This is a genomic window from Streptomyces sp. NPDC002896 (assembly GCF_040295225.1).
Taxonomy (GTDB): domain Bacteria; phylum Actinomycetota; class Actinomycetes; order Streptomycetales; family Streptomycetaceae; genus Streptomyces.
This window is the reverse complement of record NZ_JBEOVA010000010.1, coordinates 120,736-142,607: the sequence shown is the minus strand read 5'-3', so window position 1 is coordinate 142,607 and position 21,872 is coordinate 120,736. Positions and strand designations below refer to the sequence as shown.

18 protein-coding genes are annotated in these 21,872 nt (G+C 70.2%); 12 read left to right on the top strand and 6 right to left on the bottom strand.

Annotated elements, in window-relative coordinates:
- Positions 1–126: 126 nt before the first annotated feature.
- Positions 127–1,044, bottom strand: a complete 918-nt coding sequence (locus tag ABT009_RS20345) for a carbohydrate kinase family protein (RefSeq protein WP_351296393.1) — start codon at positions 1,042–1,044, stop codon at positions 127–129.
- Positions 1,045–1,346: 302 nt separating this feature from the next.
- Between ABT009_RS20345 and uvrC the strand changes: the two genes are divergently transcribed.
- The 12 genes from uvrC (at position 1,347) to ABT009_RS20285 (ending at position 14,789) form a co-directional block, all read left to right on the top strand.
- Positions 1,347–3,518 carry an excinuclease ABC subunit UvrC gene (gene uvrC / locus ABT009_RS20340; RefSeq protein WP_351296390.1) on the top strand — a complete coding sequence of 724 codons (2,172 nt, stop codon included), beginning with the start codon at positions 1,347–1,349 and terminating at the stop codon, positions 3,516–3,518.
- A gap of 221 nt (positions 3,519–3,739) precedes the next feature.
- Complete coding sequence (gene rapZ / locus ABT009_RS20335) at positions 3,740–4,645, top strand: RNase adapter RapZ (RefSeq protein ID WP_351296387.1); 906 nt, start codon at positions 3,740–3,742, stop codon at positions 4,643–4,645.
- Positions 4,642–5,679 (top strand): gluconeogenesis factor YvcK family protein, encoded by a 1,038-nt coding sequence (locus tag ABT009_RS20330; protein ID WP_502989925.1) that lies wholly within the window; start codon positions 4,642–4,644, stop codon positions 5,677–5,679. Before rapZ ends, ABT009_RS20330 begins: the two co-directional genes overlap by 4 nt.
- Entirely contained in the window at positions 5,670–6,659 is a 990-nt protein-coding gene (gene whiA, locus ABT009_RS20325; RefSeq protein WP_351296384.1) for a DNA-binding protein WhiA, read from the top strand. Before ABT009_RS20330 ends, whiA begins: the two co-directional genes overlap by 10 nt.
- A gap of 395 nt (positions 6,660–7,054) precedes the next feature.
- Positions 7,055–8,065, top strand: coding sequence for a type I glyceraldehyde-3-phosphate dehydrogenase (gap, locus tag ABT009_RS20320; RefSeq protein ID WP_351296381.1), 1,011 nt, complete (start codon positions 7,055–7,057; stop codon positions 8,063–8,065).
- Positions 8,066–8,188: 123 nt separating this feature from the next.
- Positions 8,189–9,400 carry a phosphoglycerate kinase gene (locus ABT009_RS20315; RefSeq protein ID WP_351296378.1) on the top strand — a complete coding sequence of 404 codons (1,212 nt, stop codon included), beginning with the start codon at positions 8,189–8,191 and terminating at the stop codon, positions 9,398–9,400.
- 6 nt (positions 9,401–9,406) lie between these two features.
- A complete protein-coding gene (tpiA, locus tag ABT009_RS20310; RefSeq protein ID WP_351296375.1) occupies positions 9,407–10,183 on the top strand; it encodes a triose-phosphate isomerase in 777 nt (258 codons plus the stop codon).
- A 96-nt stretch (positions 10,184–10,279) separates the two neighbouring features.
- Complete coding sequence (gene secG, locus ABT009_RS20305) at positions 10,280–10,516, top strand: preprotein translocase subunit SecG (RefSeq protein ID WP_351296372.1); 237 nt, start codon at positions 10,280–10,282, stop codon at positions 10,514–10,516.
- A gap of 224 nt (positions 10,517–10,740) precedes the next feature.
- Positions 10,741–11,076 carry an RNA polymerase-binding protein RbpA gene (locus ABT009_RS20300; protein ID WP_003976875.1) on the top strand — a complete coding sequence of 112 codons (336 nt, stop codon included), beginning with the start codon at positions 10,741–10,743 and terminating at the stop codon, positions 11,074–11,076.
- A 164-nt stretch (positions 11,077–11,240) separates the two neighbouring features.
- A complete protein-coding gene (locus tag ABT009_RS20295; RefSeq protein WP_351296369.1) occupies positions 11,241–12,488 on the top strand; it encodes an MFS transporter in 1,248 nt (415 codons plus the stop codon).
- Positions 12,489–12,563: 75 nt separating this feature from the next.
- Complete coding sequence (pgi, locus tag ABT009_RS20290) at positions 12,564–14,216, top strand: glucose-6-phosphate isomerase (protein WP_351296366.1); 1,653 nt, start codon at positions 12,564–12,566, stop codon at positions 14,214–14,216.
- A 315-nt stretch (positions 14,217–14,531) separates the two neighbouring features.
- Positions 14,532–14,789 (top strand): DUF2087 domain-containing protein, encoded by a 258-nt coding sequence (locus tag ABT009_RS20285; protein WP_502989931.1) that lies wholly within the window; start codon positions 14,532–14,534, stop codon positions 14,787–14,789.
- Between the two features lie 271 nt (positions 14,790–15,060).
- Here the strand turns inward: ABT009_RS20285 and pgl are convergent, their stop codons facing one another.
- From pgl to tkt, 5 genes are read right to left on the bottom strand one after another with little or no spacing between them, the layout of a single operon-like run.
- Positions 15,061–15,840 (bottom strand): 6-phosphogluconolactonase, encoded by a 780-nt coding sequence (gene pgl / locus ABT009_RS20280; RefSeq protein WP_351297022.1) that lies wholly within the window; start codon positions 15,838–15,840, stop codon positions 15,061–15,063.
- Positions 15,841–15,842: 2 nt separating this feature from the next.
- Positions 15,843–16,949, bottom strand: coding sequence for a glucose-6-phosphate dehydrogenase assembly protein OpcA (gene opcA, locus ABT009_RS20275; RefSeq protein ID WP_351296363.1), 1,107 nt, complete (start codon positions 16,947–16,949; stop codon positions 15,843–15,845).
- Positions 16,946–18,478: a glucose-6-phosphate dehydrogenase gene (zwf, locus tag ABT009_RS20270; protein WP_351296360.1), complete on the bottom strand. Its 1,533-nt coding sequence runs from the start codon at positions 18,476–18,478 to the stop codon at positions 16,946–16,948. The genes opcA and zwf overlap by 4 nt, the downstream gene beginning before the upstream one ends.
- Positions 18,479–18,482: 4 nt before the next feature.
- Positions 18,483–19,601, bottom strand: coding sequence for a transaldolase (gene tal, locus ABT009_RS20265; protein ID WP_351296357.1), 1,119 nt, complete (start codon positions 19,599–19,601; stop codon positions 18,483–18,485).
- A 35-nt stretch (positions 19,602–19,636) separates the two neighbouring features.
- Positions 19,637–21,724 carry a transketolase gene (gene tkt, locus ABT009_RS20260; RefSeq protein WP_351296354.1) on the bottom strand — a complete coding sequence of 696 codons (2,088 nt, stop codon included), beginning with the start codon at positions 21,722–21,724 and terminating at the stop codon, positions 19,637–19,639.
- Between the last annotated feature and the right edge of the window lie 148 nt (positions 21,725–21,872).

Genomic DNA, 21,872 nt, shown 5'->3' with positions numbered 1-21,872 from the left:
CGGCGGACGCCCCGGATAGGCGCGCTCGAGACGTGCGCTCGCTACGTGGGCTCGATACGTGCTGTGCCCCACGGGAACTCCCCGTGGGGCACAGCACGTTGAAAGCACGCACCGTCAGCGGCTGACCTACAGGCCCAGTTCGGCGGCGTACGGCGGCTGCGCTCCCGGGCGGGAGCAGGTGATCGCCGCGGCGCGGGCCGCGAAGCCGACGATGTCGTGCCAGTCGTCCTCGCCGAGCGCCGCCACGGCTTCCACGGACAGCGCGTCGTGCGCGGCGAGCCGGTGCAGCAGCGCGGCGTTCACCGTGTCACCCGCGCCGATCGTGTCGACGACGTCGACGCGCACGCCCGGCACCGCGAACTCCCCGCCGTCCCTGGTCAGAACCGTGAGGCCGTCGCCCCCGTGGGTCAGCACGACCGCGGCGGGCCCGGCCGCCAGCCACTCCTTCGGCGCGCCGCCGAGCCACTCGGCGTCCTCCTCCGACAGCTTCACAAGGCCGGTGTGCGGCAGCCAGGAGCGGAACCGCGCACGATAGGCGTCCGCGTCCGGAATCAGCCCCGGCCGGATGTTCGGGTCCAGCGTCGTGAACACACCCTGCCCGGCAGCGGCCCGCATCAGCTCCGCGTACGCGGTCGCACCCGGCTCCAGGACCAGCGAACAGGTTCCGAACGACACCGCGCGCGTACCGGGCGGCAGTTGGTCCGGCACGGAGAACAGCCGGTCCGCCGTTCCCTCGACGTAGAACGAGTAGCCCGCCGAACCGTCAGCGCCGATCGAGGCGACGGCGAGCGTCGTCGGCTCCGGACCGCGCTCGACGTAAGACACATCCACACCGGCGGCACGCAGCCCGCCCAGCAGCGCCTCGCCGAACGCATCGGCCGACACCCGCGAGCAGAAGGCCGTGGGGGAGCCGAGGCGGCCCAGCGCCACAGCGGTGTTGTAGGGGCCGCCGCCCAGGCGCGGGGCGAGGTCCGGCAGCCCGCCGACGTTCGGTCCCGGCTGCGGAACGAGATCGATCAGGGCCTCACCGGCGACGACGATCACGAGACGGTTCCTTTCTCGCGCACCCTCACGAGGCGCAGTGATCGGTGTTCAGAGGTGGGCGCGGGCGCGGCCGGTCATCGCCAGGCACGCCCTCCCCGGTTGCGGTGCCCGCGGGAACGTATCTCATCTCCGCCCGAGCGTAAACGCCCGCGTGAACCCCATACACGGTGTTTCATCCATTACATAGGGATTTGATGCTGATCGTTCTTCCGTCGTCCATGCCGGACCCTCCACTCCGTCCCGGCGGGCGAGAGCTCCGCGGGCACGCCCCGCTGTCGGTCCCCGCAAGTAGGGTGTGAGACATGGCAGACCCCTCCAGCTACCGCCCCAAGCCGGGACAGATCCCCGACTCGCCGGGGGTCTACAGGTTCCGCGACGAGCACCGGCGCGTGATCTACGTCGGCAAGGCGAAGAGCCTGCGCCAGCGCCTGGCGAACTACTTCCAGGACCTCGCGGGCCTGCACCCGCGCACGCGCACCATGGTCACCACGGCCGCGTCCGTGGAGTGGACAGTGGTGTCGACGGAGGTCGAGGCGCTGCAGCTGGAGTACTCCTGGATCAAGGAGTTCGACCCCCGGTTCAACGTCAAGTACCGCGACGACAAGAGCTATCCGTATCTCGCGGTGACCATGAACGAGGAGTTTCCGCGGGTCCAGGTCATGCGCGGCCACAAGAAGAAGGGCGTGCGCTACTTCGGGCCGTACGCGCACGCGTGGGCGATCCGCGACACCGTGGACCTCCTGCTGCGCGTCTTCCCCGTACGGACCTGCTCCGCGGGCGTCTTCAAGAACGCGGCCCGCACCGGCCGCCCCTGCCTCCTCGGCTACATCGGCAAGTGCTCGGCCCCCTGCGTCGCCCGGGTCTCCCCCGACGAGCACCGCGAACTCGCCGAGGAGTTCTGCGACTTCATGGCCGGACGCACGGGCACGTACATCCGTCGTCTGGAGAAGCAGATGATGGACGCCGCCGAGGAGATGGAGTACGAGAAGGCGGCACGCCTGCGCGACGACATAGGCGCCCTGAAGAAGGCGATGGAGAAGAACGCGGTCGTGCTCGCGGACGCGACGGACGCCGATCTGATGGCGGTCGCCGAGGACGAGCTCGAGGCAGCCGTCCAGATCTTCCATGTCCGCGGCGGCCGGGTGCGCGGCCAGCGCGGCTGGGTCACCGACAAGGTGGAGGCCGTCACCACCGGTGATCTGGTGGAGCACGCGCTGCAACAGCTGTACGGCGAGGAGACCGGCGACTCCGTGCCCAAGGAGGTCCTGGTCCCGGCGCTGCCCGAACCCGCCGAACCGGTGCAGGAATGGCTCACCGGCCGCCGCGGGTCGAACGTGTCACTGCGCATCCCGCAGCGCGGCGACAAGAAGGCGCTCATGGAGACCGTGCAGCGCAACGCCCAGCAGGCCCTCGCGCTGCACAAGACCAAGCGTGCATCGGACCTCACCACGCGCTCGCGCGCCCTGGAGGAGATCGCCGAGGCCCTGGACCTCGACAGCGCCCCGCTGCGGATCGAGTGCTACGACATCTCGCATCTGCAGGGCGACGACGTCGTCGCGTCCATGGTCGTCTTCGAGGACGGCCTGGCTCGCAAGAGCGAGTACCGGCGGTTCCAGATCAGGGGCTTCGCAGGACAGGACGACGTCCGGTCCATGCACGAGGTGATCACGCGGCGCTTCAAGCGGTACCTGGCCGAGCAGGAGAAGACGGGGGAGTGGGCCGGCGACGGCTCCTCGCCGGAACTGGCCGAGGACTCCTCGACGGAACCCGCTGTGGACGGCTCTTTCGCGGAACCGACCGTGCACGGCTCTTCAGCGGAGCCGACCGTGGACGGCTCGCTCGCGGGCGCCGAGGACGACGACGCCCGCGCGCGTCTGGTCGACGACACCGGCCGCCCCAAGCGGTTCGCCTACCCTCCGCAGCTCGTCGTCGTCGACGGCGGCCAGCCGCAGGTCGCCGCAGCCAAGAAGGCCCTCGACGAGCTCGGCATCGACGACATCGCGGTGTGCGGGCTCGCCAAGCGCCTCGAAGAGGTGTGGGTGCCCGACGAGGGCGACCCGCTGGTCCTGCCGCGCACCAGCGAGGGCCTGTATCTCCTGCAGCGCGTACGCGACGAGGCGCACAGGTTTGCGATCACCTATCAGCGCACCAAGCGGGCCAAGCGCTTCAAGGCGGGCCCCCTGGACGAGGTGCCGGGCCTGGGCGACGCCCGGAAACAGGCCCTGATCAGGCACTTCGGTTCGGTGAAGAAGCTGCGGGCCGCGACCCTCGAGCAGATCTGCGAGGTGCCGGGCGTGGGCCGCAAGACGGCCGAGACGATCCTCGGGGCCCTGGCGCGTACGGCGCCCGCGGCACCCGCCGTGAACACGGCCACTGGAGAGATCATTGAGGACGAGGAGCCCGCACCCGCGGGTTCCGGGCAAGAGGCCGGGGCCGCGGGGGCCTCGTACGAAAGACGGGGGCAGGAGACATGAGCGAGCACGGCGCACACGGACAGGGCGCACACAGTAACGAGAGCGATCATCGTCCGCAGAGCGAACAGCACGCCACGAACGCAGGCAACGAACCGACCGCGAGCAACGAACCGAGCGCGAACCGCGCCCCCGGCGCGAGCAGCGAACCGAGCGCACCGGACTCGCGCAGCGCACCGAACGCACACAGCGCGCCCAGCGCACAAGCCGAACATGGAGCACAGGTGAGTACGGGCACGACCAACGAGGGGAACGGAGCTCCCGACTCCGCGATCCCCGAGCTGGTGATCATCTCGGGAATGTCCGGCGCCGGCCGGTCCACGGCGGCCAAGTGTCTCGAGGACCTCGGCTGGTTCGTCGTCGACAACCTGCCGCCCGCGCTGATCCCCACCATGGTGGAGCTCGGCGCCCGCTCGCAGGGCAACGTCGCACGGATCGCGGTGGTCGTCGACGTCCGCGGCCGCCGCTTCTTCGACAACCTCCGCGAGTCGCTCGCGGACCTGGAGGCCAGGCACGTCACCCGGCGGATCGTTTTCCTGGAGTCCTCCGACGACGCCCTGGTCCGCCGCTTCGAGTCCGTGCGCCGGCCCCACCCGCTGCAGGGCGACGGCCGGATCGTCGACGGCATCGCAGCCGAGCGCGATCTGCTGCGCGAGCTGCGCGGCGACGCCGACCTGGTGATCGACACCTCCAGCCTCAACGTCCACGAGCTGCGCGCCAAGATGGACGCCCAGTTCGCGGGCGACGAGGAGCCGGAGCTGCGCGCCACGGTGATGTCCTTCGGCTACAAGTACGGCCTCCCGGTCGACGCCGACCTCGTCGTCGACTGCCGCTTCCTGCCGAACCCGCACTGGGTCCCGGAGCTGCGCCCGTACACCGGCCTCAACGAGGAGGTCTCGGGCTACGTCTTCAACCAGCCCGGCGCCAAGGAGTTCCTCAACCAGTACTCGGAGCTGCTCCAGCTCATCGCCGCCGGGTACCGCCGCGAGGGCAAGCGCTATGTGACCATCGCGGTCGGCTGTACCGGCGGCAAGCACCGTTCCGTCGCCATGTCGGAGAAGCTCGCCAAGCGACTCGCCTCCGAGGGAGTGGAGACCGTCGTCGTCCACCGGGACATGGGGCGCGAGTGAGCGAACCCAATCTCCGGCTGCGCAGGCTCCGCCGGATCACAGGTGGCGCCGGGAGGGTACGCCGCCGCGGCGCCCAGCCCAAGGTCGTCGCGCTCGGCGGCGGCATGGGCCTGTCCGCCTCGCTCGCCGCGCTGCGCCGGATCACCGGTGACCTCACCGCCGTCGTCACGGTCGCCGACGACGGCGGCTCCAGCGGACGGCTGCGCGACGAACTCGGCGTGCTCCCGCCCGGCGATCTGCGCAAGGCCCTGGCGGCGCTGTGCGGTGACGACGAGTGGGGCCAGACCTGGGCCCGCGTCATCCAGCACCGCTTCCAGTCCAAGGGGGACCTGCACGAGCACGCGGTCGGCAATCTGCTGATCGTGGCCCTGTGGGAGCAGCTCGGCGACCATGTCCAGGCCCTCGACCTGGTCGGCAAGCTGCTGGGCGCGCACGGCCGCGTCCTGCCGATGTCCGCGGTCCCACTGGAGCTCCAGGCGCTCGTACGAGGCCATGATCCGGAGCGGCCCGACGAGGTCGACACGGTCCGCGGCCAGGCAACCGTCGCGCTCACCCCGGGTGAGGTGCAGTCCGTGCACCTCGTGCCGAACGACCCTCCCGCCGTCCCCGAGGCCGTCGCGGCCGTCCTCGACGCGGACTGGGTGGTGCTCGGCCCCGGCTCCTGGTTCTCCTCCGTGATCCCGCATCTGCTCGTGCCCGAGCTGCTGGACGCCCTCATGGAGACCAAGGCCCGCCGGGTGCTCTCCCTCAACCTGGCCCCGCAGCCCGGCGAAACCTCAGGCTTCTCCCCGCAGCGTCATTTGGAGGTTTTGGGACGACACGCCCCTAAACTCGCCCTGGACGTGGTGCTGGCCGACGAGGCCGCCGTGCCCGACTGCGAGTCGCTGACCGAGGCCGCCAGGCGGTTCGGCGCCGCGGTCGAGCTGGCGCCGGTCGCCCGGACCGACGGCAGCCCCCGGCACGACCCGGAGCTGTTGGCTGCCGCGTACGACCGTATTTTTCGGATGCATGGAAGGATCGGCCCATGGCGATGACGGCAGCGGTGAAGGACGAGATCTCCCGGCTACCCGTCACCCGGACCTGCTGCAGAAAGGCGGAGGTCTCGGCGATCCTTCGGTTCGCGGGCGGGCTGCACCTGGTGAGCGGCCGCATCGTGATCGAGGCGGAGCTGGACACCGCGATGGCGGCGCGCCGGCTGAAGCGGGACATCCTGGAGATCTTCGGACACAGTTCCGAGCTGATCGTGATGGCTCCCGGCGGGCTGCGGCGCGGCTCGCGTTATGTCGTACGCGTGGTCGCGGGCGGTGACCAGCTGGCCCGCCAGACGGGTCTTGTGGACGGCCGCGGCCGCCCCATCCGCGGGCTGCCCCCGCAGGTGGTCTCGGGGGCCACCTGTGACGCGGAGGCCGCCTGGCGCGGTGCCTTCCTCGCCCATGGTTCGCTCACCGAGCCCGGCCGCTCCTCCTCGCTCGAGGTGACCTGCCCGGGCCCCGAGGCGGCGCTCGCGCTGGTCGGCGCGGCCCGCCGGCTGTCGATCGCAGCCAAGGCCCGTGAGGTACGGGGCGTGGACCGGGTCGTCGTGCGCGACGGCGACGCGATCGGCGCGCTGCTCACCCGGCTCGGCGCCCATGAGTCGGTGCTGGCCTGGGAGGAGCGGCGGATGCGCCGCGAGGTCCGCGCCACCGCCAACCGCCTCGCCAACTTCGACGACGCCAACCTGCGCCGGTCCGCGCGCGCCGCGGTCGCCGCCGGCGCCCGCGTCCAGCGTGCCCTGGAGATCCTCGGCGAGGAGGTCCCCGAGCACCTCGCGGCCGCCGGCCGGCTGCGCATGGAGCACAAGCAGGCGTCCCTGGAGGAGCTGGGCGCGCTCGCCGACCCGCCGCTGACCAAGGACGCCGTCGCGGGCCGTATCCGCCGCCTGCTGGCCATGGCCGACAAGCGGGCCCAGGACCTGGGCATCCCGGGGACGGAGTCCAACCTCTCGGAGGAGCTGGCGGACAACCTCGCGGGCTGACCGCCGGCCCTCGGATGCGGAACCCAACGCCCCGGCTCCTGCGCCCACTCGGGGCGCGGGCACCGTACGTCGCCCGTCATCGTGGGCGCCGTTGACGCGCGGCGCCGGTGGCCGCGGGTGGACATCAGACCCCGGCGGAGGGTGTCGTCAAGGTGCTCCGGAGGCGGTCGCCAAGGGGTAAATCCCGCTCATCGGAGCGGGCCGACTCTCGGCCGTCAGCCCTTGTAAACAGGGGCCCACACACCTACTGGCTGGTACGCATCGCACGTGTCGCGTCGCGACCCTCTCGATGTCACTCCGGGGCCCCTGGAGAGGTAGGGTCATAGGCGGTCGGGGACATCCCTATACAACTCGCCGGCGTCGAAACCCGGCGTACCTAACGAGGAGATCGGTTCGTGACGATCCGCGTAGGCATCAACGGCTTTGGCCGCATCGGTCGTAACTACTTCCGCGCGCTGCTGGAGCAGGGTGCAGACATCGAGATCGTGGCTGTCAACGACCTGGGTGACACCGCGACCACCGCTCACCTGCTGAAGTACGACACCATCCTCGGCCGCCTCAAGGCCGACGTGTCGCACACCGAGGACACCATCACGGTCGACGGCCACACCATCAAGGTGCTGTCCGAGCGCAACCCGGCCGACATCCCGTGGGGAGAGCTGGGCGTCGACATCGTCGTCGAGTCGACCGGCATCTTCACCAACCGCGACGACGCCGCGAAGCACATCGCCGGCGGCGCCAAGAAGGTCCTCATCTCGGCTCCGGCCAAGAACGAGGACATCACCATCGTGATGGGCGTCAACCAGGACAAGTACGACCCGGCGAACCACCACGTCATCTCCAACGCCTCCTGCACCACCAACTGCGTGGCGCCGATGGCGAAGGTCCTCGACGAGAACTTCGGCATCGTCAAGGGTCTGATGACCACCGTGCACGCGTACACGAACGACCAGCGCATCCTGGACTTCCCGCACAAGGACCTGCGCCGCGCCCGTGCCGCCGCGGAGAACATCATCCCGACCACCACCGGTGCCGCGAAGGCCACCGCGCTGGTCCTCCCGCAGCTCAAGGGCAAGCTGGACGGCATCGCGATGCGCGTCCCGGTCCCGACCGGCTCGGCCACCGACCTGGTCGTGGAGCTGCAGCGCGAGGTCACCAAGGACGAGGTCAACGCCGCGTTCAAGAAGGCCGCCGACGACGGCGACCTCAAGGGCATCCTGTTCTACACCGAGGACCCGATCGTGTCCTCGGACATCGTCAGCGACCCGGCGTCCTGCACCTTCGACTCCTCCCTGACCATGGTCCAGGACGGCAAGTCGGTGAAGATCCTCGGCTGGTACGACAACGAGTGGGGCTACTCCAACCGCCTCGTCGACCTCACGGTCTTCGTCGGCGGCCAGCTCTGATCCGTATCTGACACGGCAGGCACTCCGATGTGAGCAGCAGGGCTCGGGTGGCGCGACGCGGCGCCACCCGGGCCCTGCCGCACGTCCAGAGCTTCCCTCAGAGCATCCCTAAGGAGCCACTCCATGAAGACCATCGACGAACTTCTCGCCGAAGGCGTCGACGGCAAGCGGGTCTTCGTCCGCGCCGACCTCAACGTGCCGCTGGCCGACGGCCGGATCACCGACGACGGCCGTATCCGTGCCGTGCTGCCGACCGTGAAGGCACTGGCCGGCGCGGGCGCCAAGGTCGTCGTCGCCTCCCACCTCGGCCGCCCCAAGGGCGCCCCGGACCCGGCGTTCTCGCTGCTGCCCGCCGCCGAGCGGCTCGGTGAACTGCTCGGCAAGCCCGTGGCCTTCGCGCAGGACACCGTCGGCCCCGCCGCGCACGACGCGGTGGACGGCCTCCAGCCCGGCCAGGTCGCGGTCATCGAGAACCTGCGCTTCAACGCCGGCGAGACCAGCAAGGACGACACCGAGCGCGGCGAGTTCGCCGACCAGCTCGCGGCCCTCGCCGACGTGTACGTGGGCGACGGCTTCGGCGCCGTGCACCGGCGGCACGCCTCGGTCTACGACCTCCCGGCCCGCCTGCCGCACTACGCGGGCTACCTCATCGCCACCGAGGTCGGCGTCCTCAAGAAGCTCACCGAGGACGTCCAGCGCCCGTACGTCGTCGTGCTCGGCGGCGCCAAGGTCTCCGACAAGCTCGCCGTCATCGACCAGCTGCTCGGCAAGGCCGACCGTCTGCTGATCGGCGGCGGCATGGTGTACACCTTCCTGAAGGCCAAGGGGTACGAGATCGGCAAGTCCCTCCTCCAGGAGGACCAGATCCCGGCCGTCATCGAGTACATCGAGCGCGCGGAGAAGACCGGCGTCGAGCTGGTCCTGCCCGTCGACGCCCTGGTCGCGCCCGAGTTCCCGGACCTGAAGACCAAGGCGCCGGCCAACCCCACCGCGGTCGCAGCCGACGCCATCCCCGCCGACGGGATGGGCCTCGACATCGGCCCGGAGACCTGCAACCTCTACGCCTCGAAGCTCGCCGACGCGGCCACCGTCTTCTGGAACGGTCCGATGGGCGTCTTCGAGCACCCCGACTACGCCGAGGGCACCAAGGTGGTCGCCCAGGCCCTTCTCGACTCCAAGGCCTTCACGGTCGTCGGCGGCGGCGACTCCGCCGCGGCCGTCCGCATCCTGGGATTCGACGAGAACGCATTCGGCCACATCTCGACCGGCGGCGGCGCCTCCCTCGAATACCTCGAGGGCAAGACGCTCCCCGGCCTCGCCGCACTGGAGGACTGAACACCCGTGAGCTCCCGCACCCCGCTGATGGCGGGCAACTGGAAGATGAACCTCAACCACCTCGAGGCCATCGCGCACGTCCAGAAGCTCGCCTTCGCCCTGGCCGACAAGGACTACGAGGCCTGCGAGGTCGCCGTCCTGCCGCCCTACACCGACCTGCGCTCCGTCCAGACCCTGGTCGACGGCGACAAGCTGAAGATCAAGTACGGCGCCCAGGACGTCTCGGCGCACGACGCCGGCGCCTACACCGGCGAGATCTCCGGCTCGCTGCTGGCCAAGCTGAAGTGCACGTACGTGGCCATCGGCCACTCCGAGCGCCGCCAGTACCACAACGAGACCGACGAGCTCGTCAACGCCAAGGTCAAGGCCGCCTACAAGCACGGCCTGACCCCGATCCTCTGCGTCGGCGAGGGCCTGGAGATCCGCAAGGCGGGCAACCAGGTCTCCTACACGCTCGCGCAGGTCGACGGCGCCCTCAAGGACGTCCCGGCCGAGCAGACCGAGTCCATCGTGATCGCGTACGAGCCGGTCTGGGCGATCGGCACCGGCGAGGTCGCCACGCCCGAGGACGCTCAGGAGGTCTGCGGGGCGATCCGCGGCCGCCTGGCCGAGCTGTACTCGCAGGAGCTGGCCGACAAGGTCCGAATCCAGTACGGCGGCTCCGTGAAGGGCTCCAACGTCGCCGCGATCATGGCTCAGCCCGACGTCGACGGTGCCCTGGTGGGCGGCGCTTCGCTGGACGCGGACGAGTTCGTCAAGATCGTGCGCTTCCGCGACCAGTGAGTATGCGGTAGCGGCGATCCGTCGTACCCTTGCGGGGGCACAGCGCTGTCGCTGTGCCCCCGTCGTTCATCCGAATCCGAGGAAGTTGGTCCAGCTGTGGTTTTGGGGTTCTCGATCGCCCTGATCGTCTTCAGCCTGCTGCTGATGCTGCTGGTGCTGATGCACAAGGGGAAGGGCGGCGGCCTCTCCGACATGTTCGGTGGCGGCATGCAGTCGTCCGTCGGCGGCTCCTCGGTCGCCGAGCGCAACCTCGACCGGATCACTCTGGTGATCGGTCTGCTGTGGTTTGCGTGCATTGTCGTACTCGGCGTGTTGATGAAGGTCAACAGCTGACGACGCAGCGGTGGTACGACGGCACGCCGACAACTGAACACAGCTCACGTAAGGCCCCATGCTCGGTACGCGCTCTTTATGCGCGGCTTATCATGGGGCTTGCGTCTTGGACGGGGTGTAACTCCGGTCACTGGACGCGCGTTGGGCCTTACGTAGACTGAGGCGCCCGCAGCGAAGCGACAGGCCATGTGCTTCGCGGCACCATCACGCAGGGAGTTACGACCGTGGCAAGTGGCAACGCGATCCGAGGAAGCCGGGTCGGGGCGGGGCCGATGGGCGAGGCCGAGCGCGGTGAGTCCGCGCCGCGGCTGCGCATCTCCTTCTGGTGCTCTAACGGGCACGAGACGCAGCCGAGCTTCGCAAGCGACGCGCAGGTTCCCGAGACTTGGGACTGCCCGCGCTGCGGCTTTCCCGCCGGGCAGGACCGGGACAACCCGCCGGACCCGCCGCGCACCGAGCCGTACAAGACGCATCTCGCGTACGTACGGGAGCGGCGCAGCGACGCGGACGGCGAGGCGATCCTCGCCGAGGCGCTCGCCAAACTGCGCGGCGAAATCTAGGAGTCGGAGTCCGGCCGGGCACCCATGTGCGGTGTCCGGCCGGAGTCGTCTTACGGCTTCGGATCCGGGCTGGGCTTCGGATCTGGCCTGCCCGGCCCTCGCGCGCGGTCGATTGTCAGTGGCGGCCTCTACGGTTCTGAATCACTGGACCGGAGGGGGACGTTGTGACGACGACCGAAGCTGTGGGTGCCTCCGCGCCCACGTGGCGCGGGGGATTCGGGCGCCTGTGGACGGCTGCCGTGCTGTCGAGATTCGGCGATGCGCTGCGGATGGCGGCCTTACCGCTGCTCGCGGCCTCGCTGACGGACGAGCCGATGCTGATCGCGTCCGTGACGGCCTGCGGCTATCTGCCGTGGATCGTCTTCGGGCTGCTGGGCGGGGCGGTGGCAGACCGCGTCGACCAGCGGCGCGTCATGTGGAGCGTGGATGTAGTGCGGGGCCTGCTGGTGGCCGGCTTCGCGGCGGCCGTGGCGCTCGGGCACGCGACCATAGGGCTGCTCATCGCCCTCGCCTTCGCGCTCACCACACTCCAGACGCTCTTCGACAACGCCGCCACGGCGCTGCTTCCCACCCTGGTGGACGAGGACGCACTGGGCAGTGCGAACGCGCGTCTGCTCACCGGTCAGCAGATCGCGGGCGGTCTGCTCGCGGCGCCCGCGGTGCCCCTGCTGATCATCGCGGGAATGGCCGTCCCGTTCGCGGCTGACGCCCTGACCTATCTGGTGGCGGCGGCGCTCGTGGCATCGCTGCGGACCTCTGCCCCTCAGCGCGGCCCCAGACCGGCGGGAAGCACCCTGCGCGGGGACATCGCCGCCGGGTTGCGGGCACTGTGGCGCGACCGTGCGCTGCGAGGGCTGTGCGCCGCGACGGCCCTCTGCAACATCGGCATGGGGGCGCTGATCGCCACGATGGTGCTCCTCGTGACGGGCTGGCTCGACGCGGGCAACGGCGGATACGCGGCCGCCATGACGGCGTACGCGGTCGGCAGCCTGACCGGGGGATGGGTGCAGGGCAGACTCGTGGCCCGGGTGGGCCGGATACGCAGCGTCGTCATCGCGGGTTCGGCGCAGATCGGCGCCCTGGTGGTGGTGGGCACGGTGCGCAGCCTGGCCGCGGTGGTCGCGAGTCTGGCGGTCTTCGGTCTCATGGGCATGGTGTGGAACGTCAGCACGACGACGCTGATGCAGCAGCGGGGCCCCGCGGAGATGCTCGGCCGGATCAGTTCGGCCTTCCGCACCCTGGCGGTCGCGGGAGCGCCGCTCGGTGCCCTGCTGGGCGGTGCCGTGGCCACTGCCTGGGGACTGAACACACCCGCGCTGCTGGCGGCCGCGCTGTTCGTCCTGTCCGTCACCGCCCTGTTGCCCGCCCTTAAACCCACCAACGGCGGACAGACCGCTCGTGGCGACACCTGATCAATTAGGTTTGGGAGTGCAGCGGGGCAAGGTACGCAGGACGTACGCAGGTACAAGAGAAGGCTGAAGTCCGAGATGAATGCAGAACGCCGTACCAGGCTCAACCAGACGCCCGAGTGGACCGCTCTGGCCAAGCACCGGGAGCAGCTGGGGGAGGTGCAGCTGCGTGAGGTGTTCGCCGCGGACCCGGAGCGCGGCACGGGCTACACGCTGCAGGTCGGCGATCTGTACGTCGACTACTCCAAGCACCTGGTCACGGACGAGACGCTGGCCCTGCTGCGGGACCTGGTCGCCGCCACCGACGTGTTCGGGCTGCGGGACGCCATGTTCCGGGGCGAGAAGATCAACACCACCGAGGACCGCGCGGTTCTCCACGTCGCGCTGCGCGCCCCGCGTGACGCGGTCATCGAGGTCGACGGCGAGAACGTGGTCCCTAAGGTGCACGCCGTCCTCGACAAGATGAGCGCCTTCTCCGAGCGGATCCGCTCCGGCGAGTGGACCGGCCACACCGGCAAGCGCATCAAGAACGTGGTCAATATCGGCATCGGCGGCTCCGACCTCGGCCCGGCCATGGCGTACGAGGCGCTGCGCGCCTTCACCGACCGCGACCTGACCGTGCGCTTCGTCTCGAACGTCGACGGTGCCGACCTGCACGAGGCCGTGCGGGACCTGGACGCGGCCGAGACGCTGTTCATCATCGCGTCGAAGACCTTCACCACCATCGAGACCATCACCAACGCGACGTCCGCGCGCACCTGGCTGCTGAACGAGCTGGGGGCCGGTCAGGATGCCGTCGCCAAGCACTTCGTGGCGCTGTCCACGAACGCCGAGAAGGTCGCCGACTTCGGCATCGACACGGCCAACATGTTCGAGTTCTGGGACTGGGTCGGCGGGCGGTACTCGTACGACTCGGCGATCGGCCTGTCGTTGATGATCGCCATCGGCCCGGACCGGTTCCGGGAGATGCTCGACGGCTTCCACCTGGTCGACGAGCACTTCCGCACCGCACCCGCCGAGTCCAACGTGCCGCTGCTGCTCGGCCTGCTGGGCATCTGGTACGGCAACTTCCACGGCGCGCAGTCGCACGCGGTGCTGCCCTACTCGCACTACCTGTCCAAGTTCACCGCGTATCTGCAGCAGCTGGACATGGAGTCCAACGGCAAGTCCGTGACCCGTGACGGCACGCCGGTGGAGTGGGAGACCGGACCGGTCGTCTGGGGTACGCCGGGCACCAACGGACAGCACGCGTACTTCCAGTTGATCCACCAGGGCACGAAGCTGATCCCGGCGGACTTCATCGGCTTCGCCAACCCCGTCGCCGATCTGCAGCCGGGCCTGGTCGCCCAGCACGACCTGCTGATGGCCAACTTCTTCGCGCAGACCCAGGCGCTGGCGTTCGGCAAGACGCCTGAGGAGGTGCGGGCCGAGGGCGTGGCGGAGGAGCTCGTGCCGCACAAGACGTTCAAGGGCAACCACCCGACGACCACGATCCTCGCGCGCGAGCTCACGCCCTCCGTGCTCGGACAGCTCGTCGCGCTGTACGAGCAGAAGGTGTTCGTGCAGGGCGCCGTATGGAACATCGACTCCTTCGACCAGTGGGGTGTCGAGCTCGGCAAGGTCCTCGCCAAGCGCGTCGAGCCGGCCCTCACCGAGGGCGCCGACGTGCCGGGGCTCGACGAGTCCACCAAGGCGCTGGTCGCCAAGTACCGCGAGCTGCACGGCCGTTGATCGGACACGTGCGCGGCCGTTAATCGGATGCGTGGGTGCCGTCCGGCAGGTGACACTGCTCCGGCTCCATCACCTGCCGGGAGGGCCCCCATGGACCAGCTTCTAGCCGCACTCGCCGATCCGGAACGACTGCAGCTCTACGCCCGCATCGTCCTCGGCGACCTGCCGCCGCTCGACGAGGACTCAGCTGCGGCGCGCAGGCACCTGGGGCGGCTGCTCACCGCGGGCCTCGTCGAGCGGCTCCCGGACGGCTCCCTGCGTGCGGACCCGTCCGTGTTCCGTCGCGAGCGCCCCGCGGAGGCGGCCCCGGCGGGCGTGCCGCGCCGCCTGACCGGGTTCTTCGCCCAGGGGCGCCTCACCACCATCCCGGTACGTCCCGTCGTGCGCCGTGAACTCCTCGCCCACCTCACGGAAACCCTCTTCGCCGCCGACCGCAGCTACACCGAGCGCGAGATCAACGACGCGTTCCGCACGGTTCACGACGACACGTCGGCGCTGCGGCGGTACTGCGTGGAGAACGGCCTGCTGGCGCGGGAGCGGGACGGCAGCAGTTACCGCCGGGTGGCGGCGTAGACCTCCGGTTCTGCCCGGAGCAGCCTTCGTGCCGGTTGGCGTCGCGACAATCACGCACTCATCAAGAGCCGACACCGGGCTGTCGCCATACAGGCGTCCTGCCATACACAGCGTGTGCTGAGGGGCTGGGACCCGGTCTTGGCGTGATCGCGCCTCATGCACTCTGCCCCGCCGGATGACATCCAGCGGGGCAGAGAACCAACTCGCGCAGAGGCCACCAGTGGTGGCTCCCTCGAGAGGCTTCGGAGTGTGCGAAAACAGGGCGGTCCGCTCAGGGCGACGCCGGCGGATACAGCGACCGGGGCAGCCGCGAGGCCGCTGCCGCGTCCAGGAGCCAGAGGGTGCGGGAGCGGCCGCGAGCGCCCGCTGCCGGGGCCTGGATCTCGCCCGCACCCGACAGGGCGATGGCCGCGGCCTGCGCCTTGTCCTCCCCGGCCGCCAGCAGCCACACCTCACGCGCCGCCCGAATCGCCGGCAGGGTGAGGGTGATCCGGGTGGGCGGCGGCTTCGGGGCGCCGTGCACGCCGACCACCGTGCGTTCCGTCTCGCGGACCGCGGGAAGCTCCGGGAAGAGCGACGCCACGTGCGTGTCCGGTCCGACGCCGAGCATCAGCACGTCGAAGGACGGGACGGGGCCGTGGTCCTCCGGGCCTGCCGCGGCGGCGAGTTCGGCCGCGTAGGCCGCCGCTGCCGCGTCCGCGTCGTTGCCGTACGGCCCGTCCGAGGCCGGCATGGCGTGGACGCGCTTCGGGTCCAGCGGGACCGCGTCGAGCAGGGCCTCGCGGGCCTGGGTGACGTTGCGGTCAGGGTCGCCCTCGGGCAGGAACCGCTCGTCGCCCCACCACAGGTCGAGGCGGCCCCAGTCGACGGCGTCCCGGGCGGGCGCGGCGGCCAGCGCGGCCAGCAGGCCGTTGCCGTTGCGCCCGCCGGTGAGGACCACCGAGGCGAAGCCGCGGGCGGCCTGGGCGTCCACGATCTTCGTGATCAGCCGGGCCGCCGCGGCCTGTGCCATCAGCTCCTTGTCGCGGTGCACGACGAGCTGCGGTGCCATGGTCACTTCGCCGCCGCCTTCTTCGCCGGGGCCTTGCTCGTCGTCTTCTTCGCCGGACCCTTGGCGGGTGCCTCGGCCTTGGCGGGTGCCTCCGCGGCCCCGGCCGACTCGGCGGCCTCGGCGGACCCGTTCGACTCGGCGGCGGCCGACGGCACGTCCTCACCCTCCACGGGCGCCGACGACGGACCGGCCAGCCGCTCCACGCCATACCTCAGGGCCGACGCGTACGTGTCGTCGGGGTCGAGCCGGCGCAGCTCCTCTGCAATCAGCTCGGCCGTGTCGCGCCGCTGGAGCGCCACCGCACGGTCGGGCTGGCCCTGGATGGACAGGGTCGCGAGCGCACCGTCCGCGCGGTCCAGCACGACCGGGCCGCAGCTCGTGGCCAGCCGTACGGCCGTCAGGCCGGGCCCGGCCGACACCGACCGCTGGACCGGCACGTCCAGCCGGTCGGCGAGCCACATGGCGAGCAGCTCGCAGCTCGGGTTGAACTCCTCGCCCTCGACCTCGACCGACGTGACCTCGCAGGTCACCTGGTCCAGGGCCGCGGCCAGCATGGACCGCCACGGGGTGATGCGGGTCCACGACAGGTCCGTGTCGCCCGGCGTGTACGCCTCGGCGCGCGCGCTCAGCTCCTTCACGGGCTGCTCGGCGGCGTAGGTGTCGGTGACCCGGCGCTGGGCGAGCGCACCGAGCGGGTCGTTCGCGGGGTCGAGCGGCGGGTTGACCGGCCACCAGACGACCACCGGGGCATCCGGCAGGAGCAGCGGCAGCACCACGGACTGGGCGTGGTTCACGACCTCGCCGTACAGCCGCAGCACGACCGTCTCGCCGGTGCCCGCGTCCGCGCCCACGCGCACATCGGCGTCGAGGCGCGAGCTCGTGCGGTCGCGGGGCGAACGCGAGACGCGCTTGATGACGACCAGGGTGCGTGAGGGGTGCTCGCGGGAGGCGTCGCTGGCCGCCTTGAGGGCGTCGTACGCGTTCTCCTCGTCGGTGACGATGACGAGCGTGAGCACCATGCCCACCGCGGGGGTGCCGATCGCGCGGCGGCCCTCGATGAGCGCCTTGTTGATCTTGCTGGCGGTGGTGTTCGTGAGGTCGATGTTCATGGCCGACGCCAGCTCCGTCCGTCTCGTTCGAGCATTTCGTCCGCCTCGACGGGTCCCCACGTGCCCGCCGGGTACTGCGCGGGCTTGCCGTTGTTGTCCCAGTACTCCTCGATCGGGTCGAGGATCTTCCAGGACAGCTCGACCTCCTCCGTGCGCGGGAAGAGGTTGGCGTCGCCGAGCAGGACGTCGAGGATGAGCCGCTCGTACGCCTCCGGGCTGGACTCCGTGAAGGACTCGCCGTACGCGAAGTCCATCGACACGTCCCGGACCTCCATGGAGGTGCCCGGCACCTTGGAGCCGAACCGCACCGTCACGCCCTCGTCCGGCTGGACGCGGATGACCAGGGCGTTCTGCCCGAGCTCCTCCGTCGCCGTGTGGTCGAACGGGGAGTGCGGCGCGCGCTGGAAGACGACCGCGATCTCGGTGACGCGACGGCCCAGGCGCTTGCCGGTGCGCAGGTAGAACGGGACGCCCGCCCAGCGGCGGTTGTCGACCCCGAGCTTGATCGCCGCGTAGGTGTCGGTCTTCGACTGCGGGTCGATGCCGTCTTCCTGCAGATAGCCGGTGACCTTCGCGCCGCCCTGCCAGCCGGCCGCGTACTGGGCCCGCACGGTGCCCTTGCCGAGGTCCTTGGGCAGCTTCACGGCGCCGAGGACCTTCGTCTTCTCGGCCGCCAGCGCGTCCGCATCGAAGGAGGCGGGCTCCTCCATCGCGGTCAGCGCGAGGAGCTGGAGCAGGTGGTTCTGGATGACGTCGCGGGCGGCGCCGATGCCGTCGTAGTAACCGGCGCGGCCGCCGATGCCGATGTCCTCGGCCATCGTGATCTGCACGTGGTCGACGTACGACCGGTTCCAGATCGGCTCGAAGAGGGTGTTGGCGAACCGGAGCGCCAGGATGTTCTGGACGGTCTCCTTGCCCAGGTAGTGGTCGATCCGGAAGACCTGCTCCGGGGCGAACACCTCGTGGACGATCGAGTTGAGCTCCTTGGCGGAGGCCAGATCGTGCCCGAAGGGCTTCTCGATGACCGCGCGGCGCCAGGAGCCGTTCTGCTGGTCGGCCAGTCCGTGCTTCTTCAGCTGCTGGACGACCTGCGGGAAGAACTTGGGAGGTACGGAGAGGTAGAAGGCGAAGTTCCCGCCGGTGCCCTGCGCCTTGTCCAGCTCCTGGATCGTGGCGCGCAGCTGCTCGAAGGCGGTGTCGTCGTCGAAGTCGCCCTGGACGAAGCGCATCCCCTGTATGAGCTGCTGCCACACCTCCTCGCGGAAGGGGGTGCGGGAGTGCTGCTTGACGGCGTCGTGAACCACCTGCGCGAAGTCCTCGTCCTGCCACTCGCGGCGGGCGAAGCCGAGGAGCGAGAAGCCCGGGGGCAGCAGACCTCGGTTCGCGAGATCATAGACGGCAGGCATCAGCTTTTTGCGTGACAAATCGCCCGTGACACCGAAGATGACCAGGCCCGACGGCCCCGCGATACGCGGGAGCCGTCGGTCTGCGGGGTCACGAAGCGGATTCGCTCCGTGTACTGCGGTCAAGGCGTCAGCCCTCCGAGGGGGCGAGGCGCTGAAGCTCAGCCTCGGTCGACTTGAGCAGGTCGTTCCAGGACGACTCGAACTTCTCGACGCCCTCGTCCTCGAGGACCTGCACCACGTCGTCGTAGGAGATGCCGAGCCGCTCGACGGCGTCGAGGTCGGCGCGGGCCTGCTCGTACGTGCCAGCGATGGTGTTGCCCCGGATCTCGCCGTGGTCGGCGGTCGCCTCCAGCGTGGCCTCCGGCATGGTGTTGACCGTGCCCGGGGCGACCAGGTCGTCGACGTACAGGGTGTCCTTGTACGCCGGGTCCTTCACGCCGGTGGAGGCCCACAGGGGGCGCTGCCTGTTGGCGCCGGCCTTGTCGAGGGCCGCCCAGCGGTCCGAGGAGAAGACCTCCTCGTACGCCTGGTAGGCGAGGCGGGCGTTGGCGAGGGCGGCCTTGCCGCGGGCCTCCTTGGCCTCCGGAGTGCCCAGGGCGTCCAGCCGCTTGTCGATCTCGGTGTCCACGCGGGACACGAAGAACGACGCGACCGAGCGGATCTTGGAGAGGTCGAGGCCCGCGGCCTTGGCCTTCTCCAGGCCCGCCAGGTAGGCGTCCATGACCTCGCGGTAGCGCTCCAGCGAGAAGATCAGCGTGACGTTGACGCTGATGCCCAGGCCGATCACCTCGGTGATGGCCGGGAGACCCGCCTTGGTGGCCGGGATCTTGATCAGCGTGTTGGGTCGGTCCACCAGCCAGGCGAGCTGCTTGGCCTCGGCGATCGTCGCCGTGGTGTTGTGGGCCAGGCGCGGGTCGACCTCGATCGAGACCCGGCCGTCCTGGCCGCCGGTCTCGTCGAAGACGGGCCGCAGGATGTCGGCGGCGTCCCGCACGTCCGCAGTGGTGATCATGCGGATGGCTTCCTCGACCGTGACCTTGCGGGCGGCGAGGTCGGCGAGCTGCTGCTCGTAGCCGTCACCCGACGAGATCGCCTTCTGGAAGATCGACGGGTTGGTCGTCACGCCCACGACGTGCTGCTGGTCGATGAGCTCCGAAAGGTTCCCGGACGTGATCCGCTTGCGGGACAGGTCGTCCAGCCAGATCGCGACGCCTTCATCCGAGAGGCGCTTGAGTGCGTCTGTCATGGAAAATGCATCTCCTACTTGGTCGTATATAAGCGTCAGCGCTGAGCGGCGTCGATGGATTCCCGCGCGGCGGCGGCCACGTTCTCGGGAGTGAAGCCGAACTCGCGGAAGAGGACCTTGCCGTCCGCCGACGCGCCGAAGTGCTCCAGCGAAACAATGCGGCCGGCGTCACCGACGAACCGGTGCCAGGTCAGGCCGATGCCGGCCTCGACTGCGACGCGTGCCTTCAGGGAAGGCGGCAGGACGCTGTCCCGGTACCCCTGGTCCTGCTGCTCGAACCACTCCACGCACGGCATCGACACCACGCGGGTGGGGACGCCGGCGGCCTGCAGCTGCTCGCGGGCCTCGACGGCCACGTGCACCTCGGAGCCGGTCGCGATCAGGACCACCTGAGCGTCGCCGCCCTCGGCGTCGAACAGGACGTAACCGCCGCGCGCGGTGTCCTCGTTGGGCTCGTAGACCGGCACGCCCTGGCGGGTCAGCGCCAGACCGTGCGGGGCGCCCTTGCCGAACTCCTTCGTCCAGCGCCTGAGGATCTCCCGCCAGGCGATCGCGGTCTCGTTGGCGTCGGCGGGACGGATGACGTTCAGGCCCGGGATGGCGCGCAGCGAGGCCAGGTGCTCGACCGGCTGGTGCGTGGGACCGTCCTCACCGAGACCGATGGAGTCGTGCGTCCACACGTACGTCACCGGCACGTGCATCAGCGCGGACAGGCGGACGGCGTTGCGCATGTAGTCGGAGAACACCAGGAAGGTGCCGCCGTAGATGCGGGTGTTGCCGTGGAGCGCGATGCCGTTCATCTCCGCGGCCATCGAGTGCTCGCGGATGCCGAAGTGGATGGTGCGGCCGTACGGATCGGCCTCCGGCAGCGGGTTGTCCGCGGGCAGGAACGAGGAGTTCTTGTCGATGGTGGTGTTGTTGGAGCCGGCCAGGTCGGCCGAGCCGCCCCACAGCTCCGGGATCACCGCACCGAGCGCCTGCAGCACCTTGCCGGACGCGGCGCGCGTGGCGACGGCCTTGCCCTCCTCGAAGACCGGGAGCTTCTCCTCCCAGCCGTCGGGCAGCTCGCCCGCGGCGATGCGGTCGAACTCCGCGGCCCGCTCCGGGCTGGCGCTGCGCCACTCCTGGAACGACTTCTCCCACTTCGCCTTGGCCTCGCGGCCGCGGTCAAGGGCCTGGCGGGTGTGGGCCAGGACCTCGCCGGCGACCTCGAAGGACTGCTCCGGGTCGAAGCCGAGGACGCGCTTGGTGGCGGCGACCTCGTCGTCGCCCAGCGCCGAGCCGTGCGCGGCCTCGGTGTTCTGCGCGTTCGGGGCGGGCCAGGCGATGATCGAGCGCATCGCGATGAAGGACGGCCTGTCCGTCACCTTCTTCGCGGCCTCGATCGCGTTGTAGATGGCGTGCGGGTCGAGGTCGCCGTCCGGCTTCGGGGCGATCCGCTGCACGTGCCAGCCGTACGCCTCGTAGCGCTTGACGGTGTCCTCGGAGACGGCGGTCTCGGTGTCGCCCTCGATCGAGATGTGGTTGTCGTCCCACAGCAGGATCAGGTTGCCGAGCTTCTGGTGCCCGGCCAGCGAGGACGCCTCGGCGGAGATGCCCTCCTGGAGGCAGCCGTCACCGGCGATGCAGTAGATGAAGTGGTCGAACGGCGAGGTGCCGGAGGCCGCCTCGGGGTCGAACAGGCCGCGCTCGTAGCGGGCGGCCATCGCCATGCCCACCGCGTTGGCGACACCCTGGCCGAGCGGGCCGGTCGTCGTCTCGACGCCCTTGGTGTGGCCGTACTCGGGGTGGCCGGGGGTCTTGGAGCCCCAGGTGCGGAAGGCCTTCAGATCGTCCAGCTCCAGGCCGAAGCCGGCCAGGTACAGCTGGGTGTAGAGGGTCAGGGACGAGTGACCCGCGGACAGGACGAACCGGTCACGGCCCGTCCAGTCGGAGTCCGCCGGGTCGTGCCGCATCACCTTCTGGAAGAGGGTGTAGGCGGCGGGGGCCAGGCTCATCGCCGTACCGGGATGGCCGTTGCCGACCTTCTGTACGGCGTCGGCGGCCAGGATGCGGGCGGTGTCGACGGCCCGCTGGTCCAACTCGGTCCACTCGAGGTCTGTAGTGGTCGGCTCGGTGCTCACCCTGGGTCAGGGCTCCTCTCCACATGTCGAATGCCGGCGTTCTCTGGGCTCGCCGGCCGGTGTCGAGACTACCGCTGTGAGTAGGGGCTTTTTATCGGGCCATTCCAGACTGCCGGGCCCCGGCGGTATCCGCATGGCCGGGGCCGTA

Bases quoted from the DNA above. Each gene is read 5' to 3' on its own strand.
- tal (WP_351296357.1), bottom strand. From the start codon at position 19,601: ATGACAGACGCACTCAAGCGCCTCTCGGATGAAGGCGTCGCGATCTGG.
- opcA (WP_351296363.1), bottom strand. From the start codon at position 16,949: ATGAACATCGACCTCACGAACACCACCGCCAGCAAGATCAACAAGGCG.
- pgl (WP_351297022.1), bottom strand. From the start codon at position 15,840: ATGGCACCGCAGCTCGTCGTGCACCGCGACAAGGAGCTGATGGCACAG.
- ABT009_RS20315 (WP_351296378.1), top strand. From the start codon at position 8,189: ATGAAGACCATCGACGAACTTCTCGCCGAAGGCGTCGACGGCAAGCGG.
- uvrC (WP_351296390.1), top strand. From the start codon at position 1,347: ATGGCAGACCCCTCCAGCTACCGCCCCAAGCCGGGACAGATCCCCGAC.
- whiA (WP_351296384.1), top strand. From the start codon at position 5,670: ATGGCGATGACGGCAGCGGTGAAGGACGAGATCTCCCGGCTACCCGTC.
- pgi (WP_351296366.1), top strand. From the start codon at position 12,564: ATGAATGCAGAACGCCGTACCAGGCTCAACCAGACGCCCGAGTGGACC.